10 protein-coding genes are annotated in these 13,399 nt (G+C 41.5%); 7 read left to right on the top strand and 3 right to left on the bottom strand.

All coding sequences use genetic code 11. From position 1 onward, the window contains the following. Window positions 1-240 precede the first annotated feature (240 nt). From J4N24_RS15400 to J4N24_RS15375, 6 genes are all read left to right on the top strand, one after another. The gene (locus tag J4N24_RS15400) at window positions 241-3,453 is read left to right on the top strand and encodes a SusC/RagA family TonB-linked outer membrane protein (protein WP_207534590.1); all 3,213 of its coding nucleotides are present in this window, start codon (window positions 241-243) and stop codon (window positions 3,451-3,453) included. 10 nt (window positions 3,454-3,463) lie between these two features. Further along, window positions 3,464-5,350: a RagB/SusD family nutrient uptake outer membrane protein gene (locus tag J4N24_RS15395; RefSeq protein WP_207534589.1), complete on the top strand. Its 1,887-nt coding sequence runs from the start codon at window positions 3,464-3,466 to the stop codon at window positions 5,348-5,350. A gap of 6 nt (window positions 5,351-5,356) precedes the next feature. Beyond that, window positions 5,357-6,034, top strand: a complete 678-nt coding sequence (locus tag J4N24_RS15390) for a DUF3823 domain-containing protein (protein WP_207534588.1) — start codon at window positions 5,357-5,359, stop codon at window positions 6,032-6,034. 97 nt (window positions 6,035-6,131) lie between these two features. Then, window positions 6,132-7,232: a cellulase family glycosylhydrolase gene (locus tag J4N24_RS15385; protein WP_207534587.1), complete on the top strand. Its 1,101-nt coding sequence runs from the start codon at window positions 6,132-6,134 to the stop codon at window positions 7,230-7,232. 119 nt (window positions 7,233-7,351) lie between these two features. After that, window positions 7,352-7,744: an SPW repeat protein gene (locus tag J4N24_RS15380; RefSeq protein WP_207534586.1), complete on the top strand. Its 393-nt coding sequence runs from the start codon at window positions 7,352-7,354 to the stop codon at window positions 7,742-7,744. Between the two features lie 98 nt (window positions 7,745-7,842). Further along, window positions 7,843-8,967: an alpha/beta fold hydrolase gene (locus J4N24_RS15375; RefSeq protein WP_207534585.1), complete on the top strand. Its 1,125-nt coding sequence runs from the start codon at window positions 7,843-7,845 to the stop codon at window positions 8,965-8,967. A gap of 114 nt (window positions 8,968-9,081) precedes the next feature. On the opposite strand, the gene J4N24_RS15370 is transcribed toward J4N24_RS15375, so the two are convergent. Beyond that, window positions 9,082-10,275, bottom strand: coding sequence for an alpha/beta hydrolase family protein (locus J4N24_RS15370; RefSeq protein WP_207534584.1), 1,194 nt, complete (start codon window positions 10,273-10,275; stop codon window positions 9,082-9,084). Between the two features lie 121 nt (window positions 10,276-10,396). Between J4N24_RS15370 and J4N24_RS15365 the strand changes: the two genes are divergently transcribed. Next, on the top strand, window positions 10,397-11,356 hold the full coding sequence (locus tag J4N24_RS15365) for a bestrophin family protein (RefSeq protein ID WP_207534583.1): 960 nt from the start codon (window positions 10,397-10,399) through the stop codon (window positions 11,354-11,356). A gap of 50 nt (window positions 11,357-11,406) precedes the next feature. Here the strand turns inward: J4N24_RS15365 and J4N24_RS15360 are convergent, their stop codons facing one another. Together J4N24_RS15360 and mgrA are read right to left on the bottom strand one after the other, a co-directional pair. Further along, complete coding sequence (locus J4N24_RS15360; RefSeq protein ID WP_207534582.1) at window positions 11,407-12,384, bottom strand: pectinesterase family protein; 978 nt, start codon at window positions 12,382-12,384, stop codon at window positions 11,407-11,409. 2 nt (window positions 12,385-12,386) lie between these two features. After that, complete coding sequence (gene mgrA / locus J4N24_RS15355; protein ID WP_207534673.1) at window positions 12,387-13,391, bottom strand: L-glyceraldehyde 3-phosphate reductase; 1,005 nt, start codon at window positions 13,389-13,391, stop codon at window positions 12,387-12,389. Window positions 13,392-13,399 lie beyond the last annotated feature (8 nt).

Below are 13,399 nucleotides of genomic sequence, written 5' to 3'. Positions count from 1 at the left end.
GATCGTTAATCCAATAGTAAGAAGCTAACCAAATTAACTAAAAACCAATTTATTAACTCTTCAACCGAAACAACTTTTCACTTCGAGGAGAATATCACTTTGAGGATCATTAAACAGAACCAAATACTTTATAAAAGGAGGTAAACAATAATTTAACAAACAACAGAAAGGCAAAAAAAAAATTTAAACCAATTAATTGGGGGAAATCTACCATCCCTAATATTAAACCGACAACTATTCATGAAAACATTAAAACAAAAACTGTTCTTTCAGGCAGTTATTGGTGCTATCCTTATTCAGCTAGCCTTAGCGATGCCGGTGATAGCCCAAGGCCAAACTTTTAACGTGAGGGGAGTTATAAGGGACTCCCAGGGAGAAACGCTGGTTGGCGTAAGCATTAAATTAAAAGGTGGAAGCGCTGCAACCACATCTGATGCAAGCGGCCGTTATTCCATTAATATTCCTAATCCCAATGGAACCCTTGTCTTTTCCTACATCAGCTTTGCAACACGTGAAGTACAAGTATCCGGACGTTCCCAGGTCGATGTAACGCTGGAATCTCAGAACACATCTTTGGAGGAAGTAGTTGTTGTAGCTTATGGTACTCAGAAAAAAGCCACGGTATCAGGAGCGATAAGCACTATCCAATCAGAAGACATTGTTAGAACGCCAGCAGTTGCAGCGACCAGCGCCCTTGTAGGTAAAGTACCCGGGGTCACTGCCCGTACAACAGACTCACGTCCGGGAAATGGCGCTAACTTACAGATCAGAAACCTGGGAAATCCACTCTATGTGATTGATGGGGTAGCCTATAGCACCAGTAATGGCACAGATGTTTTTGGTTATAATACTGGGATTTCTGGCGTCAATGCTTTTAATCAGTTAGGCCTGGACGACATCGAAAGTATTACCGTGTTGAAGGATGCATCTGCCTCCATCTATGGTTTGGCAGGAGGAAATGGGGTTGTGCTGGTAACCACTAAGAAAGGGAAAAAGGGACAAAAGCCAAGCCTTGGTGTTAGTAGTTATTATGGACTCCAAAACTTCACCCGCTATCCCAGACCGGGAAATGCGCCTCAATATGTACGGGGGCGACTAGAATCTGAACAAAATCAGGGTCGGGACCCATCAGCTCTTTTTACAAGAGAAGAATTTGCAAAATGGGAAGCTGGGACAGAACCAGGCTATCAAAGTACAGATTATTATGATTTTGTGACCCGCCCTAATGTACCTCAGTATTTCCTAAGTGCAAATGCAAGCGGGGGCACAGACAAGTCTAACTATTATGTTTCAGCAAGTCATGTTAACCAGGATGCGATCATTAAAGATTTTAGCTTCAAAAGGTCTAATATTCAGGCGAATGTTTCAACGAAAGTACTTGAAGGACTAACAGTTTCAGCACAATTAAGTGGAAGGATGGAAGATCGACATAATGTGGGTGTACCCGGACTGGACGACTTTTTTAATCCTTTCCTGAGTATTGGAAGTATGTGGCCTACTGAAACACCGTATGCTAATAACAACCCCAGGTATATTAATCAAACGCATAATGTGAACGTTAACCCGGCCACCTATAGTGATGATATTACTGGCTATATTGATAATAAAACTCAGGCTGCCAGTGGAAAACTTTCAGCAGAATATGCCTTTAAATTCGGATTAACAGCTAAAGCCCTATATGCCTATGACTTCAGTAACGATCAGTTCGAAGGCTTTGAGTATACTTATCCTGCGTACATATACGATCCTGTAACCGGACAATATAACGATCGCTCTCCTAACGGAGCTCTATATGGGAATCAAAACCCATGGAGGGAGCGTCACAAACGCAATGTGGAATCAAAATTTTCACAATTTCAGCTTAGCTACAACAAGCAGATCAAAGATCACTCGTTCACAGGATTGTTAGCCTTCGAGCGACGCGAAGCCATAAATGATTATATCGCCCTCCATAGCGTTCCTCCAAATAATATTATTAAAACTCAACTGGTGACTGATGTCGATTATTATGGTGACTCTCACTATGAGGAGGCTTTTGAAGGATATGTTGGTCGTATTAATTACGATTATAAGAAGAAATACCTATTAGAGGCGCTTGCAAGATATGACGGTTCATTTTTATACAGATCGGGAAGCCGCTTCGGATTTTTCCCAGGCATTTCACTGGGCTGGAGAATTTCAAATGAAGACTTCTTTAAAAAGATTTTCTCCGATAAGGTGAACGACTTTAAATTGAGAGCATCCTGGGGAGAAACGGGAACATCACAACAGGATGTTAACGGCAACTATTTTGATCCAGGGCCGTTCGCCTATCTGGGTGGATATGATGTAAACTCAGGAAATGCTGTGTTTGATGGAACATTGTATGCCGGTGTTGATCCAAGGACAATCCCAACAACAACAGTAAGCTGGATGAAGAACCAGATGTCTAACATAGGTATTGACTTCACTGTGTACAAACACTTTACCGGACAATTCGATTTTTTCCAGCGTAAACGGGTAGATGTTCCTTTTGAGGACAGAACAGTTGTTATTCCTGGAGAGACAGGCTATGTACTGCCGGTAAAAAATCAGAATTCTGATAAAGTACGTGGATTCGATGGATTTATCACCTATTCAAATAAGATCAGAAATGTAAATTTCTCAGTAGGTGTAAACGGAACGTTGGGCAGAACGCTGGTGCAAACCAGGGCCAATGAACGTTTTGGAAATTCCTGGGATCAATATAGAAATCAGGTAAGCGACAGGTGGCAAAATGTAAACTGGGGCTATCAGGTGCAGGGACGCTTCCAGTCGCAACAGGAGATAGATGATTATCCAGTAAACATTGATGGACAAGGCAACAGAACCTTATTGCCAGGAGACTTCATTTTTAAGGATGTGAACGGGGATGGAACTATTAATGGGCTTGATGAAAGACCAATTGGATATGCAGAAGGCGCACAGCCATACTTTAACTATGGGTTAACAGGCAGTGTAGACTATAAAGGTATTTCCCTTTACTTCAACTTCGTAGGAGCCGGAATGCAGAGCTTTTACCGCGACTGGGAATTACGTTATCCCTTTCAGAATGATGGAAACTCTCCGGCTTATATGCTTACTGACCGCTGGCATCGGGTAGACCCTTATGATCCAAGTAGTCAATGGGTTGCTGGGACCTACCCCGCTTTGCGAAAGAACTACAGTAATCACTCTAATTTTAGGAGAAGTGATTACTGGCTGACAAACGTTAGGTATTTCAGATTAAAAAATCTGGAGCTCGGTTATTCAATTCCGAAGAAAGTACTGGGAAAGGTTGGTATCAATGCTTTAAGAGTATATGCGAATGGAACTAATTTGTTCTCGTTCGATAATGTTAAAGATTTTGAGATTGACCCTGAAATATCCGCTACAAATGGGATTGCATACCCTCAGCAGAGGATCTACACATTTGGATTCAACTTAACCTTATAGGAGAAATACCATGAAAACATTAAGTAAATATATATTGGCGGGGGTGATGGCAGCCATGAGCTTAAGCGCCTGCAAACGCGACTTCCTCGAAAGAGAACCGGTAAGTATTGTTAGAGACGAAGACTTGTGGAAAGATCCTAAGCTAATTACCGGCTTGCTTGCTAATTTTTATAATCGTATGCCTACAGACCTGGGTCTTACAGATCAGGCTGGTTCCCAATGGCGCAACATGGCAAATTACGATGACGCCATGTGGTCAGGAAATTCAAACGAAGAATGGCGGAATAACATTATTAATTACGACAGGAATAGCTGGAGATACTATGACTACGGACTTATCCGGGACATCAACCTTTCTATTGAAGGAGTAGATAAGTTTAGCAGTGCCAGTCTGACTGAGGCACAACAAAAGCAGGTAAAGGCGGAGCTCCGGTTTTTGCGAGCGTACATCTATTTTGAGTTGGTAAAGAGAATGGGCGGAGTTCCTCTCGTTACGGAGCAACTCGTTTATAAATTTGACCAGGAAGTGGGCTATTTGCAAGTACCACGTGCGAAGGAAGCGGAAGTCTATGATTTTATAGCTAGCGAGCTGGATGCGATCAAGGAAGACATTGGAAATCAGGGAAGCACTGGGCGGGCTAACAGGTATACCTGTATGGCGTTGAAAAGCCGCGCAATGTTGTATGCCGGTACCATTGCGAAATATAATGCATTACTTACTCCAACAGTGGTAACAGCTAATGGAGAAGTGGGTATCCCTGCTTCGAGAGCAAACGAATATCTCCAAAAATCGCTGGATGCCAGCAAAGAAGTATTAGCAGGACCCTATTCTCTTTACAGGGCAAACCCAAATCTGGGCGAGAACTTTTATGAGGCAGTGGTAAAAAAAGCCAATAATCCGGAAGTAATATTCGTTCGCGACTTCCTGGTCTCTAAATCAAAAAAGCACTATTTCTCTTATGACAATATTGCACGTGGAATTCGGGAGGACAATTTAGGATCATCAAGTGTCACTCCTTCCCTCAACCTTGTAGAGAGTTATGATTATTTGAATGGCGCAAGTGGTGAACTTCAAACAAGGAATGCAAACAATACAGATTATATTTATTACAATAACCTTACGGATATCTTTGCTAATAAAGATGCCCGCTTATACGGAACGGTAATCTACCCTGGAGCACCCTTTAAAGGCTTAACTGTAAGTATGCAGGCCGGAGTGCTGAGTTGGAATACTTCTACCAATTCCTATAACGTAATAGAAGGTTCAGATCTGAGCTCAACCTATACAGACGGGAAACCTCTGGTTGCTGCGTCAGGACCGCATCGCTCAATTATGGAAGTTTCGAACACAGGCTTTTATTTACGCAAATACATTGATGCTAACGGTGGTAGTGCCACCCGGGGAACTCAAAGTGACACTTGGTGGGTATGGTTCAGACTTGGTGAGATCTATCTTAATGCTGCAGAAGCCGCCTTTGAACTGGGAGGAGCAAATGTGGCAAGTGCTGTCACCTATATTAACGCTATTCGTGAACGGGCCGGTTTCGGAGCTAATAGTTTTACTACAGCAACCCTTACCCTGGATAAAATAAGAAGAGAACGACGCAACGAATTAGCTTTTGAAGATCACCGGTTATGGGATCTGAAACGATGGAGAATAGCAGATCAGGTATGGAACGGAAACCCTTCTAGTACCAACGCTATGGTTTACGCGCTTTATCCATATCGCGTTGTTCATCCTACGGATGCATCTAAAAATGGTAAGTATGTATTTATGAAGATGGTAGCGCCTCGTTTCCGCTCGCCTCGCCTGTTCCAGATATTCAATTATTACTCGTCGTTCGACCAGGGTATATTAAACGCTAATCCGAAACTTGTTCCTAATCCATTTAACTAATTGACCATGAAAATCCGTTATTTAATATACACTCTGCTAACGCTTGCTATAAATCTTGCAGCTTGCAAAAAAGACAACTTAGAAGCGCCTAAATCTACTCTGACTGGTCGTGTGGTTTATCAGGGACAAGCATTGGGAGTCAGGTCGAATACGGTGCAATTACAGTTGTGGCAGTCGGGCTTCGCCTTTTCTGCTCCAATCACTGTCTATGTAGACCAGGATGGAAGCTATTCGGCCGCACTGTTTGACGGCGACTATAAACTTGTTCGTACAGCAAATGCTCCATGGGTAGCTTCCACAGACACTATAAATGTAAAAGTAAGTGGTAATACTGTAGTTGATGTTCCTGTTCAGCCGCACTTCATCATCACCAGTGAAACTTTCCAAAAATCTGGTACCGCATCCATGACGACTACATTTAATCTTCAGAAAATAAATACGGCCGCTACACTGGAAAGAGTGAACCTCTATCTCGGCACTACGACCATTCTCGACGAGGTTAATAAAGAAGCAACAGTTCAAAAAACTGCAGCAGAAGTAACCAATCTGAGTCAGCCCATCTCTTTAACTGCAAGCATTCCTGCAGCAATGGTATCTAAAGGATATTTGTATGCGCGGGTTGGGGTGAAAGCTGTAGGTGTAAACGAGGTGCTTTATACTTTACCGGTAAAAATTAGCCTTTAATAGTATTTCGGGTCCGCCAATGAGCGGACCTTTTTCTATGCTCTACAAAGCTTTCCGTTTGATTTCAGAATAATAACCTGAATAAGCAATACCTTTCATGAAAAACTTATTAAAAACCCATTTATTAATCGTCCTATTTCTACTTGGAGGAAATATAGATGTTCAGGCGCAAAAGCAGAAGAATACTACCAAACTTCCATCTCAAGTTTGGTCCGTCGAAAAAGCCAATTCCTGGTATTCTCCTCAAAAGTGGATCACCGGTGCTAACTATATACCAAGTACAGCAATAAATCAATTGGAGATGTGGCAAGCTGATACCTTTGACCCTGCAACAATAGACCGCGAACTTGGGTGGGCAGAAAATATTGGATTCAATAGTATGCGCGTATTTCTACACAGTGTTGCATGGAAAGGAGATCCTGAAGGGTTCAAAAAACGAGTTGACCAATACCTGGGAATAGCCGATAAACATAAAATTAAAACTATATTAGTCTTTTTTGACGATTGCTGGAATAAGGATCCCAAAGCCGGGAAACAACCAGAACCTAAAACCGGCACTCATAATTCTGGCTGGATGCAAGATCCGGGAGATCCATATTCCAAAGACTCTTTGAACTTCCCTCAGTTGGAGAAATATGTCAAAGATGTAATGAACCGCTTTTCCAAAGATGAAAGGATCTTGTTCTGGGATTTATATAATGAGCCGGGAAACAGTGGTAAGAAGGAAAGCTCCCTGCCTCTCCTTACCAAAATTTTCTCCTGGGCAAGAGCCGTTAAACCTGATCAACCAATCAGTGCAGGTCTTTGGGCATGGGATTTCGAGAAGCTTAATGCCTTCCAGGTGATGAATTCTGATATTATTACCTATCATGATTATGAGGAACCAAACTGGCATCAACGGGTGATAGAGTTACTAAAAGTAAGTGGCCGCCCCTTAATTTGCACAGAATACATGGCTCGCACCCGGAACAATCGCTTTTCCAACACTTTACCTCTTTTAAAGCAAAAGAACGTTGGTGCTATAAACTGGGGATTTGTAGCTGGAAAAACAAATACTATTTATGCATGGGACACTCCTATTGCAGATGGCAGTCAGCCCATCGAATGGTTCCATGATATTTTTAAAAAAGATGGGACGGCTTACAGGGAAGATGAAGTGAATTTGATAAAGAAGCTAAATTTGGAGGGGCAAAAATAGAAAGAAACGCAGGTTGCAGTAACAGCTGTGAAAACTACCTGTTTTCCTAATAGCACCTCATTTCAATTTCTTTTGGCATGTCTATTGGACTTTCATGCATAGAACAAAAAAAACTATCTATGAAATTCATTAGCAGAAAATTCCACGCAGTATTAGATTACATGACTGGTATAGTATTGATTGCAGCTCCCTGGATCTTAGGGTTTGCTGATGTAGAAGGAGCTAAATGGTCTGCAGTTATTGTAGGTGCCATGATTCTTTTAATGTCTTTCCTAACTGATTATGAAGGAGGAGGCAAGAAGGTTCTTTCAATGTCAACCCATTTGACTATGGATGTAATAGCAGGTATCTTCCTGGCAGCATCTCCATGGTTGCTAAACTTCGACGAACAGGTATACATGCCACACCTGATTATTGGTATTCTTGAGATTGGTGCTGGTTTGTTTACGGAGAGAGAGTCTCAGCACTCCCACGGACATCATTTAGACAGAGGTATCAGTCCTTCGCATTAAAAGATGTTTAGATAAAAAAAGCTTCCCGACAGGGAGGCTTTTTTTATTCTTAAGATGCAGCTAATGATAATTAAGGAACTTTTTAAAAAGGAGTGGCTATGGCAATATTACTAATAGGATTGTTACTTGCAGATCTACTGTCGCTTGTTTTTCTGGGTGCTGATATTTATCTCTGGCGGGAGTGGTATTTATATCGCGATACGCTTGATGACGAGTACGCCAGGACCTGTTTGATAGGAGCTATTGTATTACTCCTTTATATCCTTGTAGGAGGCCGAAGTTTAATTAAGTTACTGCTGGGACAAAAGAGAAAGGGAGAAGATGAACCGAAACCTGAACGGAGCAAAGACCAGGAAGAACTTAGAAGATCAGATGGGTCATTGATTAATATAGAACATTACGGTATTAAAGGCCGTCAAAGTATTGTATTTGTTCATGGCTGGAATTCAAACAGCATGCAATGGTATTATCAGAAAAGGTATTTCAGTAAAGATTACCACCTCATCTTAATTGATCTTCCCGGCTTGGGGAAGTCTCGCCAGCCTGATAATAAAGACTTTTCCCTGGAGAACCTGGCAGGGGTATTAAACGATGTTCTGGAAAAAACCCAGCCAGTAAATCCTGTCTTGTGGGGACACAGTATCGGAGGCATGACGATCCTTACCTTTTGCAAATCATACAAACAAAAGCTTGTGGGAATTAAAGGACTTGTACTTGAACATACTACGTATACCAATCCAACAAGGACTGCTATTCTAAACAAACTCTTAACAACCATACAAAATCCAATTCTTAAACCCATATGCTGGTTAATGATTGTGTTTTCTCCTCTTGTTTGGCTAAGCCGCTGGATGAGTTACGCAAACGGCAATATGCTTATTATGACAAGGTTCCTTACATTTGCCGGAACGCAAACGCCAGCTCAACTAGACTTTGCCAGTCTTTTGTCTGCTATGGCCCCTCCTGCCGTAACCGCACGGGGTGTGCTAGGAATGTTTAATTATGATTCCACTCCGGTACTTAATCAGATCCCGATTCCGGTACTTATAGTAGCTGCCGACTCAGACAAGCTAACAAAGCCAGAAGCTAGCTACGAAATGAACCAGCGTATCCCAGGATCAAGGGTGATAACTTTGAAGCCTGCAGGGCACATGGGATTGATGGAACGACACGAAGAACTTAATCAGACTGTCGTTGAATTTATACAGTCCGATAATAAATAATTCAATATTACTGGCATGTTTAACAGATTTGCCAGTAATATTAACAACAGAATTGAATGGGGCCTTTTGATAAAATTTAGTTAATAGGCGATTAGCCTCATACTCCGAATTCTCTTATTTCAGCTGACCCTTAAATACATTATTTTCAATATAAATGCCGGCACTAAAAATTAAGGAAGGGTCAAGTCGTTGTGCTGTTTCTTCGATAATCTTCTTTGATCTTCCTATCCGCTCTTTAGCAATCGCTTTTCCCTGGTACTTTATCAGCACCTTCTGATTCAAATTGATCAGCCGGTCATTAAGCATTATAATCAGGTTTGGATGATCATTTTCTTCAATATTAATAACATTATTACGTATGGACACTACCGCTCTGGCCCCTGTTTTTGATTCGCCAGCAGGCACAGCCAACCAGTAAAAATCTTTATCATCTACGTCGTCTTGTATCCAGACTACTTTCTTAGGCAACGCATTTCTTTGGTATGCAGCTAACCAGGGAAGGGCAACAGTATCCTTACGTTTCATCCAATGGCCCAGGTCATCATACACAGTTACTTTATGAATATATCCCCCTGGATTATCCTTTCTAAGACTATCCAGTTGCCTGCGCCATACCTCGGCAAGTCCATTTCTGTTATAAGCCTCGTCTTTCCCTCCCATAAATATAGTAAAGGGGAGATTATAAAGATTCTCAGGACGTGCATCTCCTGGGTGTCCTGCCATAGCAGATGCCGCAGCAAAATGATCAGCCATTCGTGTCGCAATCTGATACGTTCCATCTCCTCCGGCTGAGTAACCAAGTAAATAAACTTTATCAGGGTTAACGCCCTCCATAATTACTGCGTTACGAATCACCTTAGCGAAAAGAGAATCTACATGAGACTGATGCCATTGGTTCCAACTGTTAGTCGGTGATCTGGGAACGAAATATACTCCTTCTGCAGGTGCATACAATTTAATCTGGTTTTTCCATTGCTGGTCGTTCTCAGCTTCAGGCACTCCTCCCCCCCCATGCATGGAGATATACAAACTTCGTCCATCATGTGGTTTCAACCCGTATACTTTATAATCAAATTTCATTTTGTAGGGTCCAGCCTCCACATATCCTTGCTTCCATTCTTTCTCAGCTTCCGCTCTTTGCTGTTTATCTTGACGTTGGAGCGCTCCTTCTTCAGCCGCGATTGCTGCTCTCAAACTAAGCGCTTTTTGTGCCTTTACAAATGCAACTTGTGTTAGTAAAAAGAATAGTATACCAATGAAGACTTTGTAATAGTATTTCATATGAACCTCTGCCTGATTTGCAAACATAAGAGGATATTTGGAACATCAGATGGACATGAGTTCTCTTTTCTGGTATAGTAAGAACTATAAATTTTATCAGCCCCCTCCAACCATTGTCTATTTTTCTAGTTTACTAGAAAAAATTTCTATGTTAGTATACAGACAACTAAAGTGGTCAATCATTTTTCATTATACCTGGCCAAGTCTTTTGTATTATTTTTTTCTTTCTCTTTCGGTTTTCCTTATTCATGATTATTTCGAACTTATCCGGCTACACATTCCTTTTAATATTATTGCTGCCTTAAGTACCGCACTCGCTATTTTTCTAGGTTTTAAAAACAACAATGCCTACGACAGGTGGTGGGAAGCTCGACAGATATGGGGATTATTAGTTAATTACAGCAGAGTATGGGCAAGAGAAGTAATGTTATTAATTTCCTCACCAGATGTTGCCATCCAGGAGGAGATTAAGCAGCTCCATAAGAAGTTGATATATCGCCACATTGGTTTTGTTCATGGGTTGCGAGTATTCCTTAGAAGGCAACACCATTATAACAAGTCAGGCTTACAGGAATACTATGAAGGTCCTAATGAATATTCGGACGTGAAAGACTTCGTGTCTGCAAGTGAATTTGAGGAATTCAGTCACAAAAATAATCCTCCAAATTTCCTTATAGAGCAACAGGGGGTTGATTTGAAAAAGGCGATGGACAAGGGCTGGATCAATGAGTACTTTTTTGTGCGGTTGGAGGAAACGTTGATTGAATTTAACAATATCCAGGGAAGGTGCGAGAGAATAAAGAACACGCCCCTACCCAGGCAGTATAGTAGCTTTTCTAAAGTGTTCGTGTTCATTCATGCCTCCGTTCTTCCGTTCGTTTTTATCGAAGAACTGGGATGGCTTTCTATTCCATTCTCTGTTATCATATCTTTTGTTTTTCGCTGCCTTGACCTCATGGGAGAACGGGCAGAGGATCCTTTTGAAAATCGGATTGAAGATGTTCCTCTTACCGCATTAAGTATAGCAATTGAAACAAATTTAAAGGAACAAATGGGAGAAACCGATTTTCCGAAGCCCAAGGATTACTATGCTGGCATCGTGTTGTAAAGCACCAGGGACAAATGAATGTTGAGTTAGCTCCAGGAGCTGCCGTTTGACTATTTACCTGGTTTCCAATCAACAAATATTTCTTCAAGGGTATATTCTGATGCTTCCTTCTTTGTCAATTGCCTGGACCACCTAACGCGTTTGTCAGGTTGGAAGCCTTCACCCTTATTCTTGTATTCAGCGTAAAATGCTGTTTTCTCGTTGCTTTCTTTCCCCCAATTATGCCATCCTTCTGCTTTAATTAATGCCGGAAGCTCACATTTTATAAAAACCACCTTGGCATAAGGTCGCCATGGTCTTCCCAGAAAAAAGGAGTTCTCCGGCGCAGTGCCTGTAATTTTACATTCCCTGAAAATATAGCCATATTTTTGCCCCTCAGGAGTAGAGGCTGCTGTGATGTATCCTCCCCTTTTGCAAAAGATCTCACATTTTTCGAAAACAGCCGTTGCCGCACCAAAAATAAAGTCGACCGTACCTTCAATATAGCAATTGTAGAAGTATTGATGTGTAGTTCCCCCTGAAGTATAAATCGTATCCTGAAAGCCCAGAAAACGACAGTTTTTGAAAAAGACCCTGTCTCCTCCAACCGATATTGCAAGCGCTTGTCCTACTGGTCCCGAAGAATTTTCGAACGTTATATTTTCGGCGATAAAATCGTTCGAGAGCACAAAGACACTAGCAGATCTGGATGTACCTATATCTTTTCCTGCACTATCTTTCTTTGAAGCATAATCATCATAAGTTAGAATTGTCCTATTTACATCCTCTCCTATAAGTCTAATATTAGATTTCGTCTTCGGAAAGGTAAGCTTCTCTTTATAAATACCATTTTTGACAAGAATAACAACTGGAGTGGTATTACCTTCAGGGATTGAAGAAATTGCCTCAGCAATAGTCTTAAATGCTGCGCTCCCATCCTGTGCCACCACGATCTTTTTCTCTTGACCTTCAGAAGTAAAGGAAGCGAAGAATAATAAAACAACTGCTATTAGGCCTGCTGTTAATGTCTTTTGAGATTTAAACTTCATTTTCAGAGATCGGTTTCTGTATTTAGAATTCCATTGATCGTAGTAATCTCTTCATAACTAAAAGTTGTGTTCTGAAGCGCCTTAATAGAATCAACTATTTGTTCAGGTTTGCTGGATCCTATTAACACGGAGGTTACTCTTTTGTCTTTAAGCAGCCATGCTAAAGCCATATGCGCTAGTTTTTGTCCCCTTTGTTTAGCGACTTCATTTAGCTGTGTTATTTTACTTATTTTCTCAGGTGTGATATGACTTTCGTTCAAAAATTTCCCGCTTGTTGCTACTCTTGAATCCTCTGGTATTCCATGAAGATATTTATCCGTTAGGAGTCCTTGTGCCAGCGGTGAAAAAGGAATGCATCCCACTCCCTCCTTTTCAAGCAAATCCAACAATCCATCTTCTACCCAGCGTTCGAACATTGAATATTTAGGTTGATGAATCAGGCAAGGAGTACCAAGGTCTTTTAATATCCTGAATGCTTTCAAAGCTTCTTCGGGACGGTAATTAGAGATGCCCACGTACAATGCCTTCCCCTGACGGACAATAAGATCTAGTGCAGCCATTGTTTCCTCAAGCGGCGTTTCAGGATCAGGCCGGTGATGATAAAAAATATCAACGTAGTCCAGGTCCATTCTCTTAAGGCTCTGATCCAGACTTGCCACCAAATACTTTTTCGAGCCCCAATTTCCATAGGGACCTTCCCACATATCATAACCCGCTTTGCTCGAGATAATTAATTCATCACGATAGGATCGGAAATCCAAATTTAACATCCTGCCGAAATTAGCTTCCGCTGATCCATACGGAGGACCATAATTATTAGCCAGGTCGAAATGAGTGATACCATTGTCAAATGCGGTCTTCAACAGATTTCTTCCGTTTTCAAAATTGTTTACGTAGCCGAAATTGTGCCATAGGCCTAGTGAAAAAGCCGAAAGTTGAATACCGGACTTCCCGCACCGGCGGTATTCCATTCCCTGATAGCGCTCTGCTGCTGCAATATAAGTCATGCTGTTAG

Source organism: Desertivirga arenae (genome assembly GCF_017355785.1).
Taxonomy (GTDB): Bacteria; Bacteroidota; Bacteroidia; order Sphingobacteriales; family Sphingobacteriaceae; genus Desertivirga; species Desertivirga arenae.
This window is presented reverse-complemented; position numbering and strand designations above follow the sequence as displayed.

Bases quoted from the DNA above. Each gene is read 5' to 3' on its own strand.
- J4N24_RS15400 (WP_207534590.1), top strand. From the start codon at position 241: ATGAAAACATTAAAACAAAAACTGTTCTTTCAGGCAGTTATTGGTGCT.
- J4N24_RS15395 (WP_207534589.1), top strand. From the start codon at position 3,464: ATGAAAACATTAAGTAAATATATATTGGCGGGGGTGATGGCAGCCATG.
- J4N24_RS15390 (WP_207534588.1), top strand. From the start codon at position 5,357: ATGAAAATCCGTTATTTAATATACACTCTGCTAACGCTTGCTATAAAT.
- J4N24_RS15385 (WP_207534587.1), top strand. From the start codon at position 6,132: ATGAAAAACTTATTAAAAACCCATTTATTAATCGTCCTATTTCTACTT.
- J4N24_RS15380 (WP_207534586.1), top strand. From the start codon at position 7,352: ATGAAATTCATTAGCAGAAAATTCCACGCAGTATTAGATTACATGACT.
- J4N24_RS15375 (WP_207534585.1), top strand. From the start codon at position 7,843: ATGGCAATATTACTAATAGGATTGTTACTTGCAGATCTACTGTCGCTT.
- J4N24_RS15370 (WP_207534584.1), bottom strand. From the start codon at position 10,275: ATGTTTGCAAATCAGGCAGAGGTTCATATGAAATACTATTACAAAGTC.
- J4N24_RS15365 (WP_207534583.1), top strand. From the start codon at position 10,397: ATGTTAGTATACAGACAACTAAAGTGGTCAATCATTTTTCATTATACC.
- J4N24_RS15360 (WP_207534582.1), bottom strand. From the start codon at position 12,384: ATGAAGTTTAAATCTCAAAAGACATTAACAGCAGGCCTAATAGCAGTT.
- mgrA (WP_207534673.1), bottom strand. From the start codon at position 13,391: ATGACTTATATTGCAGCAGCAGAGCGCTATCAGGGAATGGAATACCGC.